The organism is Mycobacterium sp. UM_11, from assembly GCF_001414075.1.
In the GTDB taxonomy this organism is placed as follows: domain Bacteria; phylum Actinomycetota; class Actinomycetes; order Mycobacteriales; family Mycobacteriaceae; genus Mycobacterium.
Genome location: NZ_LATC01000014.1, coordinates 23519 through 41326, shown reverse-complemented (window position 1 = coordinate 41326; position 17808 = coordinate 23519). Strand labels below are relative to the sequence as shown.

General features: G+C 70.1%; 14 protein-coding genes. 9 read left to right on the top strand and 5 right to left on the bottom strand.

Annotated elements, in window-relative coordinates:
• Positions 1-11 precede the first annotated feature (11 nt).
• Complete coding sequence (gene ilvD / locus WU80_RS05835) at positions 12-1727, bottom strand: dihydroxy-acid dehydratase (protein ID WP_055401121.1); 1716 nt, start codon at positions 1725-1727, stop codon at positions 12-14.
• A gap of 69 nt (positions 1728-1796) precedes the next feature.
• On the opposite strand from ilvD, the gene WU80_RS05830 reads away from it, so the two are divergent.
• The 5 genes from WU80_RS05830 (at position 1797) to WU80_RS05810 (ending at position 7577) form a co-directional block, all read left to right on the top strand.
• The gene (locus WU80_RS05830) at positions 1797-2087 is read left to right on the top strand and encodes a metal-sensitive transcriptional regulator (protein ID WP_055401119.1); all 291 of its coding nucleotides are present in this window, start codon (positions 1797-1799) and stop codon (positions 2085-2087) included.
• Positions 2088-2221: 134 nt separating this feature from the next.
• Positions 2222-3454, top strand: a complete 1233-nt coding sequence (locus WU80_RS05825; protein WP_055401117.1) for an MFS transporter — start codon at positions 2222-2224, stop codon at positions 3452-3454.
• A gap of 119 nt (positions 3455-3573) precedes the next feature.
• Positions 3574-4584 carry a L,D-transpeptidase family protein gene (locus WU80_RS05820; RefSeq protein WP_055401115.1) on the top strand — a complete coding sequence of 337 codons (1011 nt, stop codon included), beginning with the start codon at positions 3574-3576 and terminating at the stop codon, positions 4582-4584.
• Positions 4585-4752: 168 nt separating this feature from the next.
• Positions 4753-5328, top strand: coding sequence for a TetR/AcrR family transcriptional regulator (locus WU80_RS05815; protein ID WP_156349468.1), 576 nt, complete (start codon positions 4753-4755; stop codon positions 5326-5328).
• A 2-nt stretch (positions 5329-5330) separates the two neighbouring features.
• Positions 5331-7577, top strand: a complete 2247-nt coding sequence (locus WU80_RS05810; protein ID WP_055401111.1) for a molybdopterin-dependent oxidoreductase — start codon at positions 5331-5333, stop codon at positions 7575-7577.
• On the opposite strand, the gene WU80_RS05805 is transcribed toward WU80_RS05810, so the two are convergent.
• Positions 7561-9546: a M13 family metallopeptidase gene (locus tag WU80_RS05805; RefSeq protein WP_055401109.1), complete on the bottom strand. Its 1986-nt coding sequence runs from the start codon at positions 9544-9546 to the stop codon at positions 7561-7563. The two genes, WU80_RS05810 and WU80_RS05805, sit on opposite strands and share 17 nt — an antisense overlap.
• 41 nt (positions 9547-9587) lie before the next feature.
• Between WU80_RS05805 and WU80_RS05800 the strand changes: the two genes are divergently transcribed.
• Together WU80_RS05800 and WU80_RS05795 are read left to right on the top strand one after the other, a co-directional pair.
• Positions 9588-10229, top strand: a complete 642-nt coding sequence (locus WU80_RS05800; RefSeq protein ID WP_055401107.1) for a hypothetical protein — start codon at positions 9588-9590, stop codon at positions 10227-10229.
• On the top strand, positions 10226-10909 hold the full coding sequence (locus WU80_RS05795) for a hypothetical protein (RefSeq protein ID WP_055401105.1): 684 nt from the start codon (positions 10226-10228) through the stop codon (positions 10907-10909). Before WU80_RS05800 ends, WU80_RS05795 begins: the two co-directional genes overlap by 4 nt.
• Here the strand turns inward: WU80_RS05795 and WU80_RS05790 are convergent, their stop codons facing one another.
• Complete coding sequence (locus WU80_RS05790) at positions 10910-11434, bottom strand: hypothetical protein (protein WP_055401102.1); 525 nt, start codon at positions 11432-11434, stop codon at positions 10910-10912.
• The gene (locus tag WU80_RS05785; RefSeq protein WP_055401171.1) at positions 11431-14478 is read right to left on the bottom strand and encodes an efflux RND transporter permease subunit; all 3048 of its coding nucleotides are present in this window, start codon (positions 14476-14478) and stop codon (positions 11431-11433) included. The genes WU80_RS05790 and WU80_RS05785 overlap by 4 nt, the downstream gene beginning before the upstream one ends.
• 323 nt (positions 14479-14801) lie before the next feature.
• Between WU80_RS05785 and WU80_RS05780 the strand changes: the two genes are divergently transcribed.
• The gene (locus WU80_RS05780; protein ID WP_055401100.1) at positions 14802-15329 is read left to right on the top strand and encodes a hemophore; all 528 of its coding nucleotides are present in this window, start codon (positions 14802-14804) and stop codon (positions 15327-15329) included.
• On the opposite strand, the gene WU80_RS05775 is transcribed toward WU80_RS05780, so the two are convergent.
• Positions 15326-16495, bottom strand: coding sequence for a TIGR00374 family protein (locus tag WU80_RS05775; RefSeq protein ID WP_055401098.1), 1170 nt, complete (start codon positions 16493-16495; stop codon positions 15326-15328). The two genes, WU80_RS05780 and WU80_RS05775, sit on opposite strands and share 4 nt — an antisense overlap.
• Before the next feature lie 168 nt (positions 16496-16663).
• Here WU80_RS05775 and WU80_RS05770 point away from each other — a divergent pair, with 168 nt between their 5' ends.
• A complete protein-coding gene (locus tag WU80_RS05770; protein WP_055401095.1) occupies positions 16664-17800 on the top strand; it encodes an AI-2E family transporter in 1137 nt (378 codons plus the stop codon).
• Positions 17801-17808 lie beyond the last annotated feature (8 nt).

The following is a 17808-nucleotide window of genomic DNA, read 5'->3' as shown; positions in this document are numbered from 1 at the left end:
GGTGATCGGCGCTAGCCGCACACCGCGCCGATCGCCGCCGAGCTGACCAGCTTGACGTACTTGGCCAGTACGCCGGTCTTGTAGCGCGCCGGCGGAGGCGTGAAACCCGCACGCCGGGAGTCGAATTCGGCCGGATCGACGAGCACGTCGAGGACGCGGTTCGCGACGTCCAGGCGGATCCGGTCGCCGTCGCGCAGGAAGGCGATCGGCCCGGCGTCGACGGCCTCGGGTGCGATGTGGCCGACGCACAGGCCGGTCGTCCCGCCGGAGAAGCGGCCGTCGGTCAGCAACAGCACGTCCTTGCCCAGGCCGGCGCCCTTGATCGCGCCGGTGATGGCGAGCATCTCGCGCATCCCGGGGCCGCCCTTGGGGCCCTCGTAACGGATCACCACGGCGTCGCCCGCGGCGATCGTCCCGTCCTCGAGGGCGTCCAGCGCGGCACGCTCGCCGTCGAAAACCCTTGCCGTGCCCTCGAACACCTGCGAGTCGAAGCCGGCCGACTTGACCACCGCGCCCTCGGGAGCCAGCGACCCGCGCAGGATGGTGATGCCGCCGGTCGGGTGGATGGGATTGTCCAGGGCCCGCAGCACCTTGCCGTCCGGGTCGGGCGGGTCGATCGCGGCCAGGTTCTGGGCAACCGTCTGGCCCGTCACGGTCAGGCAGTCCCCGTGCAGCAGGCCCGCGTCCAGCAGCGCCTTCATCGCCACCGGCACGCCGCCGATCTGGTCGACGTGGGACATGACGTGGCGGCCGAACGGTTTCACGTCGGCCAGGTGGGGCACCTTGGACCCGATCCGGCTGAAGTCGTCGAGCGAGAGGTCGACGTCGGCCTCGTGCGCGATCGCCAGCAGGTGCAGCACGGCGTTGGTGGAGCCGCCGAAGGCCATCACCACCGCGATCGCGTTCTCGAAGGCCTCCTTGGTGAGGATGTCGCGGGCGGTGATGCCGCGGCGCAACAGCTCGACGACGGCCTGGCCGCTGCGGCGGGCGAACCCGTCGCGGCGGTAATCGGTCGCCGGCGGCGCCGCGCTGCCGGGCAACGACATGCCGAGGGCCTCCGCGGCGCTGGCCATCGTGTTGGCGGTGTACATGCCGCCGCACGCGCCCTCGCTGGGACAGATCGCGCGCTCGATGGCGTCGACGTCCTCGCGGGACATCAACCCCCGCGCGCAGGCGCCCACCGCCTCGAACGCGTCGATGATGGTGACCTCGCGTTCGGTGCCGTCGGACAGCTTGGCCCGCCCGGGCAGGATGGATCCCGCGTAGAGGAACACCGCCGCCAGGTCCAGGCGGGCGGCGGCCATCAGCATCCCGGGCAGGGACTTGTCGCAGCCGGCCAGCAGCACCGAGCCGTCCAGGCGTTCGGCCTGCATCACGGTCTCGACGCTGTCCGCGATGACCTCGCGCGAGACCAGCGAGAAGTGCATCCCCTCGTGGCCCATCGAGATGCCGTCGGAAACCGAGATCGTCCCGAACTCCAGCGGGTAACCGCCTGCCGCGAACACGCCTTCCTTGACCGCCTTGGCGAGCCGGTCCAGCGAAAGGTTGCAGGGGGTGATCTCGTTCCACGACGATGCCACCCCGATCTGCGGCTTGGCGAAGTCCTCGTCACCCATGCCTACCGCCCGCAACATGCCGCGGGCCGCGGCCTTCTCCAGGCCGTCGGTGACGTCACGACTGCGGGGTTTGATGTCGACCGTCGAAGTCGAATCGCTGGTGGGGGCCATCGCTCAAGTATGCGGGACCGCCATGACCAACCGAACGCGGGATACCCCGATGGGGTATAAGCTGGTGGGGTGACGACGGCACACGGATATTCGCAGGACAAGGACAACTACGCCAAGCGGCTGCGGCGCATCGAGGGCCAGGTGCGCGGGATCGCGCGGATGATCGAAGACGACAAGTACTGCATCGACGTGCTCACCCAGATCAGCGCCGTCAACAGCGCGCTGCGGTCGGTCGCCCTGAATTTGCTCGACGAGCACCTCAATCACTGCGTCACCCGGGCCGTGGCCGAGGGCGGTGACGACGCCGACCAGAAGCTCGCCGAGGCGTCCGCCGCGATCGCGCGCCTGGTTCGTTCCTGATCGGTGATCAAGTTGAGACCCGGCTTCCGGCCCTGACAAGGGGGGAGCCGTAGTTGCGGTCCGTACGGTAAGGCAGTGTGATCGCATTAGGCGCGACAACCCAAGAACTGGGTAGCCCGGCCGACACCGACTCCATGACTGCCGAAACCGCAACCGCCGCGCGAACGTGGACGCCACGGATCGCGGCGCAGCTGGCTGTGCTGGCCGCGGCGGCCTTCACCTACGTCACCGCCGAGATCCTGCCCGTCGGCGCGCTGCCGGCGATCGCCCGCAACCTGCACGTCAGCCTGGTCCTGGTGGGCACGCTGCTGTCCTGGTACGCGCTGGTGGCGGCCCTGACCACGATCCCGCTGGTGCGCTGGACCGCGCACCTGCCCCGCCGGCGGGTGCTGGTGGTGAGCCTGACCTGCCTGACCGTGTCGCAGCTGATCTCGGCGCTGGCGCCCAACTTCGCGGTGCTGGCCGCCGGGCGGGTGCTCTGCGCGATCACCCACGGGCTGCTGTGGTCGGTCATCGCCCCGATCGCGACGCGGCTGGTGCCGCCGAGCCACGCCGGCCGCGCGACGATGTCGATCTACGTCGGAACCAGCCTGGCGCTGGTCCTGGGTAGCCCGCTGACTGCGGCGATGAGCCTGATGTGGGGCTGGCGGGTGGCGGTGGTCTGCGTGACCATGGCGGCCGCCCTCGTGACGGTGGCCGCCCGGGTGCTGCTGCCGGAGATGGTCCTGACCGCCGACCAGCTCATGTGCGTGGGCCCGCGGGCCCGCCACCACCGCAACCGCCGGCTGATCGTCGTCAGCGTCATCACCATGGTCGGCGTGACCGGGCATTTCGTCTCCTACACCTACATCGTGGAGATCATCCGCGAGGTCGTCGGCGTGCGCGGCCCGAACCTGGCCTGGGTGCTGGCCGCCTACGGCGCCGCGGGAGTGATCGCCGTCGGCCTGGTGGCGCGGCCGCTGGACCGCCGGCCGAAGGGGGCCATCATCGGTTGCATGGCCGGGTTGACGGCGGCGTTCGTCGTGCTGACCGCGCTGGCGGTCGGCGGCCGGCCCGCCGCGGCGGCGGCCCTGATCGGGACGGCCGCGATCGTGCTCTGGGGGGCGATGGCCACCGCCGTCTCGCCGATGATGCAGTCCGCGGCGATGCGCAGCGGGGCCGACGATCCCGACGGGGCGTCGGGCCTCTACGTGACGGCCTTCCAGGTGGGCATCATGGCGGGCGCGCTGGTGGGTGGGCTGCTGTACGAGCGCAGCGTGGTACTCATGCTGGCCGCGTCGGCCGGGTTGATGGCGGTCGCGCTGGTGGGCGCGGCGGCCAACCGTCGGGCGCTGGACGTTGCGCCGACAAGCTCACGGGATTCATAGCGGGCCAGCTCAGGCGGCGTAAATGCCCGCTTGAACGGCCGCCGCGCGGGTCCGAGTTTGTTAGCTGGCGTGCCCCCTATGCCACACTGTGTCAGGAACTCGAGCGTGGAGGGATGCATATGTCGGGCTGGACGCGCGGGCGGCTGTTGGCCGCCCTGAACGCCGCCGGATTGGCTTCTGTCGTGGGTTTGTCCCTGGTGTTGAGCGCGGCTCCGGCGCTGGCGGATCCGGACCCGGCCCCGGCTGACCCGGGCGTCGTGGCCGCCCCGCCCGGGCCGCCCGCCCCGCCGCCCGACCCCATCGCGCCGCCGCCCGCGGCCGACCCGCTGGCGCCCCCGCCGCCCCCGTGGATGCCCCCGGCGGCACAGCCGGCGGCGGCCTCGGCCGACGGGCAGAACCCCGCACCGTTCACCGGAACGGCGCCGTTCGGCGCGCCGTCGTTCGTCCCCAAGGGCGGTTCGACCGTGGGCGTGGGCCAGCCGATCATCATCAACTTCCCCGGAACGGTCGAGAACGCCGACGCGGCGATCGCCGCCGTGCACGTCTCGTCGGTGCCGCCGGTCCCGGGCAAGTTCTACTGGATGACCCCGACGCAGTTGCGCTGGCGGCCCATCAATTTCTGGCCCGCGCACACCGCGGTCACCGTCGACGCCGGTGGGACCGTGTCCACCTTCCAGACCGGTGACACGCTGATCGCCACGGCCGACGACGCGACCCATCAGCTGACCATCACCCGCAACGGCACCGTGGAGAAGACCTTCCCGATGTCGATGGGCATGACGTCGGGCAACCACCAGACCCCCAACGGCACCTATTACGTGCAGGACAAGAAGGCGTCGGTGGTGATGGACTCCTCGACCTACGGGGTGCCGGTGAATTCGACCTACGGCTACAAGGTCACGGTGGAGGACGCGGTTCGCTTCGACAACGTCGGCGACTACGTGCACAGCGCGCCGTGGTCGGTGGACGACCAGGGCAAGCGCGACGTCAGCCACGGGTGCATCAACATCAGCCCCGCCAACGCGAGGTGGTTCTTCGACAACTTCGGTCCGGGTGACCCGATCGTCGTGAAGAACTCCAGCGGTGGCTCGTACAAGAAGAACGACGGCTCCGCCGACTGGATGAACTAAGCCCTTAGCCCAGCAGTCCCCCGCAAGCGGGAGGTGCCCCCAGCAAAATCGCCCATTCCGATCCGGAATTGGGCGATTTTGCGTCTGCTCGCCGATGGAGGCGGGGGGCTTCCGCGGGCCTAGGATTATGTATAGCATCATACATAAGGTCTGACCCGAGGAGCGGCGATGCGCAGTCCACGCGAGCGGATGGTGGTCTCCGCCGCGCTGTTGATCAGGGAGCGGGGCGCGCACGCCACCGCGATCTCCGACGTCCTGGAACACAGCGGCGCGCCGCGCGGGTCGGCCTACCACTATTTCCCGGGCGGGCGAACCCAATTGCTCTGCGAGGCGGTCGATTACGCGGGCGAGCATGTCGCGGCGATCATCGCCGAAGCCGAGAACGGGCCGGCGCTGCTGGACACCCTGATCGACAAGTATCGCCGGCAGCTGCTCGACAGCGACTATCGCGCGGGCTGCCCCGTGGTCGCGGTTTCGGTGGAGGCGGGGGAGGAAGAGCGCATGGCGCCGGTCGTCGAGCGCGCCGCGTCGGTATTCGACCGCTGGACCGACCTGATCGCGCAGCGCTTCATCGCCGACGGGGTGGCACCCGAGCGGGCCGCCGACCTGGCGGTGCTGGCCACCACCGCACTCGAGGGCGCGATCGTGCTGGCCCGCGTGCGCCGCGACCTCACCCCCCTCGACGTCGTGCACCGCCAGCTACACCGCCTGCTGTCGGCCGAGGCGACCAGGAAGGACGTCTGACAATGACCGGTGAATGGAAATCCACGGCCTGCATCCTCTGCGAATGCAACTGCGGCATCGTCGTGCAGGTCGAGGACCGGCGGCTGGCCCGCATCCGGGGCGACAAGGCGCACCCCGCGTCGCAGGGCTACACCTGCAACAAGGCGCTGCGGCTGGATCACTATCAGAACAGCGGCGCTCGGCTGACCTCGCCGCTGCGCCGGCGCGCGGACGGCAGCTTCGAGGAGATCGACTGGGACACCGCGATTGTCGAGATCGCCGAGGGGTTCAAGCGGATCCGGGACAGCTACGGCGGGGACAAGATCTTCTACTACGGCGGCGGCGGCCAGGGCAATCACCTGGGCGGGGCCTACAGCGGCGCCTTCCTGAAGGCCCTGGGGTCGCGCTATCGGTCAAATGCCCTGGCGCAGGAGAAGACCGGCGAGGCCTGGATCGACGGGCAGCTGTACGGCGGTCACACGCGAGGCGAATTCGAGCACGCCGAGGTGTCGGTGTTCGTCGGTAAGAACCCGTGGATGTCGCAGAGCTTCCCCCGCGCCCGGGTGGTGCTCAACGAGATCGCCAAGGACCCGGCCCGCTCGATGATCGTCATCGACCCCGTCGTCACCGACACCGCCAAGATGTCCGACTTCCATCTGCGGGTGCGGCCCGGCACCGACGCGTGGTGCCTGGCCGCGCTGGCGGCCGTCCTGGTCCAGGAAAACCTCTGTGACGAAACGTTTCTCGCCGAGCACGTGCGCGGCGCCGACGCCGTCCGGGCCGCGCTGCGCGAGGTGCCCGTGTCCGACTACGCGCAACGGTGCGGGGTCGACGAGGAGTTGTTGCGGGCGGCGGCCCGCCGCATCGGCGCGGCGGCCAGCGTCTCGGTGTTCGAGGACCTCGGGGTGCAACAGGCGCCCAACAGCACGCTCTGCTCGTATCTGAACAAGCTGCTGTGGATCTTCACCGGCAACTTCGCGAAAAAGGGCGGCCAGCACCTGCATTCGGCGTTCGGGCCGCTGTTCGGCCAGTTCTCCGGCCGCACGCCGGTCACCGGCGCCCCGATCATCGCCGGGTTGGTGCCCAGCAACGTCGTGCCCGAGGAGATCCTCACCGACCACCCGGACCGATTCCGGGCCATGATCGTGGAGAGCAGCAATCCCGCGCACTCGCTGGCCAACTCGGCGGCCTGCCGGGAGGCCTTCAAAGCGCTCGAACTGATGGTCGTCATCGACGTCGCGATGACCGAGACCGCCCGCCTGGCGCACTATGTCCTGCCCGCGGCCTCCCAGTTCGAGAAACCGGAGGCGACGTTCTTCAATCTGGAGTTCCCGCACAACGCCTTTCAGCTGCGCCGGCCGTTGCTCGAGCCGCTGCCCGGAACGCTGCCCGAGCCGGAGATCTGGGCCCGGCTGGTGCGGGCGCTGGGCGTCGTCGAAGACGCGGACCTGCGGCCGCTGGCCGAGGCGGCCCAGCGCGGCCGGCAGGCGTACACCGAAGCGTTCCTGGCCGCCACCGCGACCAACCCGACGGTCGCTAAGCTGCTGCCCTACGTCCTCTACGAGACCCTCGGGCCCACCCTGCCGGACGGCCTGCGCGGCGCGGCCGCCCTGTGGGGGCTCGCCCAGAAGGCCGCGCTCACCTATCCCGAGGCCGTGCGCCGCGCCGGCCACGCCGACGGCAATGCCCTGTTCGACGCGATCCTCGACAGCCCGTCCGGGGTGACGTTCACCGCGCACAACTACGAGGACGACTTCGCGCTGATCAGCCATGCCGATCACAAGATCGCGCTGGAGATCCCGGAGATGCTCGACGAATTGGGTGCATTGGCCGCGGCGCCGCCGCAGCTGACCACGCCGGAATTCCCGATCGTGCTGTCGGTGGGGGAGCGCCGCGCCTACACCGCCAACGACATCTTCCGCGACCCGTCGTGGCGCAAGCGCGACGCGGACGGGGCGCTGCGCGTCAGCGTCGAGGACGCCCAAACGCTGGGCCTGGTCGACGGGTGCCGCGTCCGGATCAGCACCGCGGCCGGCAGCGCCGAGGCCACCGTCGAGATCACCGAGTCCATGCTGGCCGGGCACGCGGCCCTGCCCAACGGTTTTGGGCTGGACTACGTCGACGGCGACGGGCACACCGTGGTTCCCGGCGTCGCGCCGAACGCGCTCACCTCGACCGACTGGCGCGACCCCTACGCCGGCACGCCGTGGCACAAGCACGTGCCGGCCCGGATCGAGCCGGTGCCGGCCGCCGTCAGTTCCAGATCCTGACCCGGCGCTGCTTCTCGAGGAACAGCGCGTCGCTCTCGCCCACGTCGAACGCGTCGTAGAACGCGTCCATGTTGCGGACGACGCCGTTGCAGCGGAACTCCGGCGGTGAGTGCGGATCGGTCGCCAGCCGCCGGATCGCTTCGGCCGCACGGGATTTGGTGCGCCACACCTGCGCCCAGCCGTAGAACACGCGCTGCACTCCGGTCAGCCCGTCGATGACGGGCGCGGGCCGGCCCTGTAGCGACAGCTGGTAGGCCAGCAGGGCGATCGACAACCCACCCAGGTCGCCGATGTTCTCCCCGACGGTGAACGCGCCGTTGACGTGGTGGCCCCCGCCCAACCCGCGCGGCGTGTAGGCGTCGTATTGCTCGATGAGAGCCTTGGTGCGGGAACCGAATTCGGCGCGATCGGCGTCGGTCCACCAGTCCACCAGGTTGCCGTCGCCGTCGTACTTGGCGCCCTGGTCGTCGAAGCCGTGCCCGATCTCGTGCCCGATCACCGAGCCGATCCCGCCGTAGTTGGCGGCGTCGTCGGCGTCCGGGTCGAAGAACGGGGGCTGCAAAATTGCCGCGGGAAAGACGATTTCGTTCATCCCCGGGTTGTAGTAGGCGTTGACCGTCTGGGGCGTCATGAACCACTCGTCCCTGTCGACCGGGCCGCCCAGCTTGGCCAGCTCGCGGTCGTGGTTGACCGCGTAGCCGCGCCGGAAGTTGCCGTAGAGGTCGTCGCGGTCGATCACCAGCGCGGAGTAGTCGCGCCACTTCGCCGGGTAGCCGACCTTGGCGACGAATTTGTCCAGCTTCGCCAGGGCGCGCTCCCGGGTCTGCGGGGTCATCCAGTCCAGTTCGTGGATGGACTGCCGGTAGGCCGCCTTCAGGTTGTCCACCAGGGCGTCGATGCGGGCCTTGGCGTCCGGCGGGAAATGCCGCTGCACGTAGAGCTTTCCGACGGCGTCGCCCATCAGGCTCTCCACCAGCGACACCGCCCGCTTCCAGCGCTCGCGGATCTGCTCGGCGCCGGTGAGCAGGCGGCCGTAGAAGTCGAAGTCCGCGGCGACCAGGTCGTCGGTCAGCCAGGACGCGCGGGCGCGGATCAACCGCCAGCGGGCCCAGCTCTTCCACACCTCGAGGTCCTCGTTGCGCCACAGCTCGGCGAACGCGCGCAGGTAATCCGGTTGGCGCACAATCACTTCGGCGAGTCCCTCGGGGCCGGCGCCCAGGGCGGTGGCCCAGGCGGCCCAATCGAACCCCAGCGATTCGTCGCGCAGTTGGGCGAACGTGCGCAGGTTGTAGCTGAGGTCGGCGTCGCGGCGCTTGACCACGTCCCAGTGCGCCTCGGCCAGCCTGGCCTCCAGCGCGACGATGCGCTCCGCGTCCCGAGTGTGATCGGCCGAGTCACCGCCGAACACCAGGGCGAACATCCGCGCGATGTGACCCGGGTACGCCTCCAGCACCTCGGCGTGCCGCTCCTCGCGGTAGTAGGACTCGTCGGGCAGTCCGAGGCCGGATTGGGTGAGGTGCACCAGGTAACGGGCGGAGTTCTTGGCGTCGGTGTCGATGTAGGCCGCCACGCCGCCGCCCACCCCGGTGCGCTGCAGCGCGCCCACGGCGGTCGCCAACGCGTCCGCGTCGGCGGCGTCGTCGATGGTGGCCAGCTCGTCGCGCAGCGGTTGCAGGCCGCGCCGCTCGACGGCCTCCTCGTCGAGGAAGCTGGCGTAGAGGTCGCCGATGCGTTGCTGATCGGTGCCGGGGGCGGCGCCGGTCTGGCTCGCCTCGATGATCAGGTCGCGCACCTGCTCCTCGGCGCGGTCGTAGAGCTGACGGAACGCCCCGTCGGTGGCCCGGTCCGCCGGGATGTCGTATTCGGCCAGCCAGCGGCCGTTGACGTGACCGAACAGGTCGTCCTGGGGGCGGGTGTTGGCGTCGACGTGGCTCAGGTCGATGCCCGAGCGAATGGCCTCTACAGTCACCCCGCCATCCTTCCATCTTTCCCGGGTGCGACGATCGGGCCATGTCAGACGGCGAGCGAACCGAAGCAGCGACGAAAGAGGTGGACGTCGAAGATCCCGACGAAGCCGTCGACGAGGAATCCGCCGACGGCCCGATGTTCTCCCCGTACGGCATCGCGTCGGCCGTCCTGGGGGTGCTGTCGGTGGCGGCGGTGGTGTTCGCATTCGTCCTGTGGTCCGGGCACCGCGACGACATGGCCGAACGCCGCTACCTCACCCAGGTCATGCAGACCGCGGCCGACTGGACGGGGGTGCTGATCAACATGAACAGCGGCAACGTCGATTCCAGCCTGCAACGGCTGCACGACGGGACGGTCGGCGAACTCAACACCGACTTCGACGCGGCCATGCAGCCCTACCGGCAGGTGGTGGAAAAGCTGCAGTCCAAGAGCGCCGGGCGGATCGAGGCGGTGGCCGTCGAGACGGTCCACCGCGACCTGGACACCCAGCCCGGTACGTCCCGGCCGGTGGTGACCACGAAGCTGCCGCCGTTTGCCAGCCGCCTGGACTCGGTGATGCTGGTCGCGACGTCGGTCAGTGAGAACGCCGGCGCCAAACCGCAGACGGTGCACTGGAATCTGCGCCTCGACGTGTGCGACGTGGAGGGCAAGCTGATGATCTCGGGGCTGGAGTCGATCCGATGAGAAACGTCTGGCGCCTCGTCGCCTTCGACATCCTGGCCCCGCTGGCGGCCATTGCGGCGTTGTTGGCGATCGGGCTGGTGCTGGGCTGGCCGCTGTGGTGGGTGTCGGTGTGCTCGGTGCTCGTCCTGCTGATCGTCGAGGGCGTCGGGGTGAATTTCTGGCTGTTGCGGCGCGATTCGGTCAGCGTCGGCACCGACGACGACGCGCCGGGCCTGCGCCTGGCCGTCGTCTTCCTGTGCACGGCGGCGCTGGTGGCCGCGGTGGTCACCGGTTACACGCATTGGACGCGGTCGGACCGCGAATTCAAGGACGACTCGCGTGACGTGGTCCGCGTCGCCACGGGGATGGCGGAGGCGATGGCGTCGTTCACCCCGGGCGCCCCGGACAGCTCCATCGACCGGGCCACGGCGTTGATCGTCCCGGAGCACGCGGCCGCCTTCAAGGAGCAGTACACGAAGTCCAGCTCCGAGCTGGCCCAGCACAACGTCACCGCGCAGGCCGCCACGCTGGCGGCCGGGGTCGAGGCGCTCGGGCCGGCGGCGGCGAGCGTGGCGGTGATCCTGCGGGTCACCCAGAACGCGCCGGGGCAACCGCCCAACCAATCGGCGCCCGCGCTGCGGGTCGCGCTGACCAAGCACGGCGACGCCTGGCTGGTCTCGGACGTGCTGCCGATCAGGTGATCAGTTGGACTCCGCCGAACGCGTCGACTTCACCTTGACGAACCGGTCCGAGAGGCGGCGCATCCGGATCATCAACGCCGCCGACGGGCTGGTGCTGCCGTCCAGGTAGGTGGCGAGTTCCTCGGCGCTCGCCCCGATGCGGGAGGCGAATTCCTGTTGCGCCAGGCCGGATCGGTCGATGAGCAGCCGCACATGCCGGGCCACCTCGGCGCGCTCGTTGGCCTCCAGGTGGGTGCGGGCGCGTTCGAGCACCTCCCACAGCGCCTTGGAGATGCCGTAGGGGCGGGTGCCGTCGAGCACCTCCTCGACCTGGCGGGCGGTGCGCCCGTACGGATCGCGCTTCAGCGCGGCGGCGATGCGCTTCCAGGTGGCGATGTCGCCGCCCTGCAGGGCGGCGCGAATGGCCGAGGTCGGCCAGAACTCCACCGGCTGGTCGGGGTCGGGGGCGGGCGCGCCGTCGCGGCCGCGCGGCTCGGCGGCCGGCCGGTGGGGCGGTGCGGGGCGTCGGTCAGGTGCCAACGTCACCTCGCCTCCTCCAGCATCGCCACGGCCACCGACAGGCAGCGCTGCCTGATCTCTTCCCAGTCCGAGCGGGCGTCGTCCTCGGACCCCTGCTCGTCGTCGAAATCGCAGGGATCGGGATCAGCGAGTCGACGGACCAGCTGGCTGGCGATCCACTGCCGCCTGGGCGACTGACAACAGTAGTACCTGTCCATGCCCGCCAGCACCACGGCGGCGGTCTCGGGCTCCAACGTTTCAACCATATCCGCAAAGTCGGCGTAATCGCGGCGGCTGTTACGGCACATGATGAGGTAGCCCTTCAGGCGCAGCGTCTCGGCGCCGGTCGGGACCAGCAGCCGGTCGCCGGTGGGCAGCTGCACGTGGGTGGTTTCCACCGGGCTGCGACGCTCGTAGAGCGGCCGGTCGGCGCTGCCGTTCTCGCTCTCCAGCGCGTCGATGGCCACCGACAGCCGCCCCCGCCACAACGTGACCGGGTGCACGGGCCGGTCCGCGCCGACGATGGCCTTGGCGATGCCGTTGCGCGAGGTCAGCCCCCCGACCAGCTTCTTGGCCCCGGCGGCGCCGTTGGTGTGCCCGTTGGTGCCGGTCCTGCGGTCGGCGGTGCCCACCACGGCGCCCGCCTTCTCGTCGTCGATGTTGACCTGATGGGGGATCTGACCGGGGTCGCGGCCGCGGTCCGGATCGGCCCCGGCCGCCGCGGCGCCCTGCCGCTCCTTGCCGTTGCGCCCACACCCGGTGAACGCCAGCGGATCGGTCACGCAGATGGCGTCGGGGGCCAAGTGCTTGAGCTTGGCGGCCGACTTGAGCACCATCCGCAGGTCGGCGTTGGGCGCCGTCAGGGCCGAGATGTCGTCGGGGATGACCACGACGTCGGCCAGGTCTACCGCGGGCAACGGCCGGTCGAAGTCGACCGACGGCAGAATCCGGGACAGCCACCCGGGGATCCACCAGTTCCACTGGGCAAACATCGCCATCAACGCCGGGACCAGCACCAGCCGCACGACGGTGGCGTCCACCGCGATCGCCACCGCGCAGGCGACGCCGATCTCGGCGACCAGCGGCATGCCCGCGAACGCGAAGCCGACGAAGACCGCGATCATGATCAGGGCCGCGCTGGTGATGGTGCGGGCGCTGGTGCTCACGCCGTACGCGACCGCGTCGCGGGTGTTGCCGGAGTGCAGGAAGCGTTCCCGGATGCGGGTCAGCAGGAAGATCTCGTAGTCCATCGACAACCCGAAGGTCATCGCGAGCACCAGCGGCGGGACGGTGCTGTCGATCGAGCTGATCTGGGCGAAGCCGAGGTCCTTCAGCCAGCCCCACTGGAACACCATCACCAGGCTGCCGTACGCGGCCGCGACCGACAGCAAGGTCATCAGCACGCCCTTGAGCGCCAGGAACACCGAGTGCACGGAGACCAGCAGCATCACGAACGCGATCAGCGCGACGATGGCCAGCACCAACGGCTCGGTCTGGGAGACCTGGTCGTCGAAGTCCTTGATCAGGGCGGTCGGGCCGCCGACGTCCACTCGCGCGGTTCCCCGGTCGGGCACCTTGGGCAGCTGCGCGCGCATCCACCCGACGGTCTCGCGCGCCCGCATGTCCTCGGGGTCCACCGACAGCACCGCCGACAGCAGGGCGCTGCCGTTGTCCTCGGCGAACTGCGGCGGGGCCACCGAGACGATGTTGGGCGCCTGCGTCATCCGCTGCCGGATCGCGCCGATGGTCTGGCCGTGTTCGGGCGAGGCCGCGCCGCCGTCGGGGAACGTGATCAGCACCCGAACCGGGCCCAGGGCGCCGGGGCCGAGGGCCTCGGCCGCCGCGCCCACCCCGGCGCGGATTTCGTGCGACGAGTCGAACTGGCGCAGCAGGCTGTTGCCCAGCACCATCGACGAAGCCGGGGCGGCCATCACGAGCAGCACCAGCGAGGCCGCCAGCGCCGACATCCACGGCCGCCGCATCACCCAGCCGATCCAGCGGTTCCAGAACCGGGATTGGGCGCCGTCGGGCCGGCGGGACCAGTGCAGAAACGCCGACCTCTTGGCGGCCGACCGGCCGAACGTCGCCAGCGCCGCCGGGGTCAACGTGGTCGACGTCAGCATCGCGACCGCGACGGCCAGGATCGCCCCCGTCGCCATCGACTTCAACGCCGGGGTATTGATCACGTAGATCCCGGTGAGCGAGGCGACGACCGTCATTCCGGACAGCACCACCGCCAGCCCCGAGGTCGCCATCGCCGCGTCGACGGCGTCCTGCGGCTCGCGGCCGGACCGCAGCTCCTCGCGGAACCGCATCAGGATGAACAGCGAATAGTCGACGGCGAGCGCGATCCCGAACATCGACACCGTCGACGTCACGAACACCGACATGGTCGTGTAGGACGACAGCAGGTAGACCAGGCCCATGGTGACCACGACCGTGCAGACGCCGAGCGCGAGCGGTATCGCCGCGGCGGCCAGCGAGCCGAACACGGCCAGCAACACGATGAGGATCACCGGCAGGTTCCAGCGCTCGGCGGCGGCGATGTCGTGCTTGGTGTTCTGCGCCGCGGCCGCGGACAGGGCGCCCTGCCCGATGACGTAGAGCCGCACCCGGCCGTCCGCGGTCTGGCCGGGCTGGTCGCCGTTGACGCCGACCTTCTTGCGCAGCTGCTTGGCGACGTCGCTGGTGTTGCGGGAGTCCAGCCGCAGCGACAACACGTACGGCCGGTCGGGTTGCGGCGGCCGCTGGGTGGGGTTGGGCACCTCCGAGACGCCGGGCAGCTCGGCGGCGGTGCTCCGCAGCAGCGCGACGGCGTCGTTGATGTCGGCGTAGCTGGCATCCGGCCGCGGGGCCGCCACCAGCGCCAGCGAGGACGAGCCCTGGTCGTGGTAGAGCTCCTCGAGCTGGTCGTGGACGAGCAGCGACTGCGAACCGGCCACCTCGAAACCGCCGCCGGTCAGATTCCCCGACTGCGTCAGGGCCAGGTAGACCGCCGGAACCAAAGCCAGCAACCAGCCTGTGAAGACCAACCAGCGGTACTTACGCAGGCTGCGGCTGAGGCGCATCATCAACTGCTGGATTTCTTCACTCCCCTCGCGCAACGCGTGCAGGCGAGGATACCGCAGCGGCCTGTGGATGATGTCGGCTTCGTGGTTCCTGAGCTGCAGCGACGGGGTTGTTGTCAAGACGCCGCCAACTCGTTGTGAAGCGGTTACCGGGCGGGAGTTTCCTCACACGCGATCCCGCGGGCTGGCAGGGCCGCGACCGACGATGGCAGGATGTCGGATGGCCCGCGGGGCCATGGGGAACTCCGCGATCGATGGGCCGTCCATTGCAGCCGTTCGCACACGTCGGCGCTGCGCGCGATGCCGCGAACACCTAAGGAGTTTCCATGACGAGAGCCACCGCGACCGGGCGGCGCAGGATCCTCGCCGGGCTGATCGCCGCCGTCGTGCCGGGCGCCGCCCTGGCCGTCCTGGCGGGGGCTCCGGCGACGGGCGCCAACGATCCGTGCGCGGCCAGTGAAATCGCCCGGACGATTGGTTCCGTCTCCAAATCGATGGGCGACTACCTGGACGCGCATCCGGAGACCAACCAGACCATGACCTCGATGCTGCAGCAGCAGGCCGGCCCGCAATCGATGACCGGCCTGAAGTCCTACTTCGAGGCCAACCCGAAGGTCGCCGGCGACATGACCTCGATCGCCCAGCCGTTGACCAACCTCTCGCTGCAGTGCAAGCTGCCGATCTCGCCCACCCAGGCGATGGGCATGATGCAGCAGGCGCAGGGCGCGGCCGGTGGCCTGCCGGGTAACGCGGCGGGGGCGCTGCCGCTGGCCGGCCCGCCGGCGGCCCCGGCGCCGGTCCCCCCGGCGGCCAACCCGCTGTCGGGGCCGCCGCGGGGCAACACCGCGGGCTAGTTCCCGGCTTCGGGGCTGCGGTCCGGCGGTAACGGGCCCTGCAGGGCGGTCTCGGTCGGATCGTTGGCGGCCGGGACCTGCGGCGCCGGCGGCTCGAGTTCCGGCGCGGCCTCCTCATCGTCCGGGACGGTGACGTTCTCGGTGCGGAACACGAAGAAGAACACCACCCAGCCGATCGCCGAGATGAACAGCCAGCTGATCAGCCGGTAGATCAGCATGGCCGAGATCGCGTTGGGCAACGACATGCCGCTGGACACCAGGCCCGGCACCAGCACCGCTTCGACCACCAGCAACCCGCCCGGCATCAGCGGGATGGTGCCGACCGCACGGGCGGCCGCGTACGCCACCGTCAGCCCGGCGACCGACGCGTGGTCGCCGGCGGCGTAGGCCGCGAAGCCGAGGCAGGCCACATCGGCGATCCAGTTGAACATCGACCAACCGAAGGCGGTGCCCAGGTCGCGCCGGCTCAGGCTCACCGATTCGAGCTGCATCAGGGTCTCGCGCCACCTCGCCAGGCCGGTGTCGGCGGGCCGGCCACGCACGGAGTTCACCCACGACAGCAACCGGCAACCGATCCCGTCGATCAGCTCCGGCCGCGACGCGACCGCCTGGGCGAGGATCAGCAACGCGACGAAGCCGCCGAGGGTGAACAGCAACGAGAACGGGTTGTTCTTGGCGCCGAGGAAGAACGCGCCGCCCAGGCCCAGCAGCGCCAGCCCGACGGCCTGCAGGACACCCGCCATCACCAGCTGCCAGGACGCCACCACCGTGGAGGCGCCCCAAATCCGTTGCTGCCGAAACAAAAACGTCGCCGAGAGCACCGGCCCGCCCGGCAGCGTGGTGCTCAACGAGTTGGCCGCATAGAAGGCTGCCTCCGACCGCAGTTGCTTGACGTGCACCCCGGCCGATCGGAGCAGGGTGCGCTGGATTTGCGCGAAGCTGTGCATCGACGCGGCGGATGCGACGACGGATGCCAGCAGCCACCACCAGTTCGCCTCGTACAGGCTCGTCCACGCCTTGGCCAGCTGACGCCAGCCCAGGGCGACCTCCACGGCAAGCACGATCGCGACGATCCCGAGGATCACCCAGCGCACCCACCAGTACTTCCCGCGCGGGGTCTCTTCGCGCGGGAAGTCGAGATTGCGGGCCGGTGCGTCGTGCGGCACGTGATTTAGGGTAACGGTGCAGGTGGCGCGGGGATCGTCGCGCGGGGCCGACCGTGTCTGGGAAGTTCCGGGGTCGTAACCGGATCGTGGCGGCATGGCCGCGCCCGGGCGGCGCGCGGTGGAGTCCGCGCACGTTTGGCGCCGCCGCCCGCCGGATAGGCTCACGCCATGCCAGCAAACACCGACGACGCTTCGGTCGAACCCATTGTCCGCAAGACCGCAGCCTGGGCCTGGCGTTTGCTGGTGATCCTCGCCGCGTTGGTCGCCCTGCTGTGGGTGGTGAAGAAGCTCGAGGTCATCGTCGTCCCGGTACTGGTGGCGCTGCTGCTCAGCGCGTTGCTGCTGCCGGTGGTCGACTGGCTGGATCGACGCGGCCTGCCCCGCGGCGGCGCGGTGACGCTGGTGCTGTTCGGCGGCTTCGCGCTCCTTGGCGGCATTCTGGCGTTCGTCGTCAACCAGTTCGTCGACGGTTTGCCGGGCCTGACCGAACAGGTGACCCACAGCATCGAATCCACCCGGCGCTGGCTCATCCACGGGCCGGCGCACCTGCGCCGCGAACAGATCGACAACGCGGGCAACGCCGCGATCGAGGCGCTGCGCAACAACCAGGCGAAGCTGGAAAGCGGCGCCCTGTCCACGGCGGCCACCATCACCGAACTGGTCACCGCGGCGGTGCTGGTGCTGTTCACGCTGATCTTCTTCCTCTATGGCGGGCGCAACATCTGGGCCTACGTCTCGAGGATCGTTCCGGCCGACGTCCGCGACCGGGTGAGCGAGGCGGGCCGCGCCGGCTACGGGTCGCTGACCGGCTACGTGCGGGCCACCTTCCTGGTGGCGCTCACCGACGCGGCCGGCGTAGGCACGGGCCTGGCGATCATGGGCATACCCCTGGCGCTGCCGCTGGCCTCGCTGGTGTTCCTGGGCGCCTTCATCCCGTTGATCGGTGCGTTGGTGTCCGGCCTGCTCGCCGTGGTGGTCGCCCTGCTGGCCAAAGGCGTTGTCTACGCGCTGATCACGCTCGGTCTGCTGATCGCCGTGAACCAGCTCGAGGCCCACGTGCTGCAACCGCTGGTGATGGGCCGCGCGGTGTCGATTCACCCGCTCGCGGTGGTGCTGGCGATCTCCACCGGCGGCGTGCTCGCCGGCATCGTCGGCGCGCTGCTCGCCGTCCCGACAGTGGCGTTCCTCAACAACGCGATCCAGGTGCTGACCGCCCCGGACCCGGCCGCCGAATCCGAGAAGCAGGCCGAGGAGGCCGACGAGGGCACGATCTTGCAGGCGGAACCGGACAAACCGGAAACCTAGCCGGACCG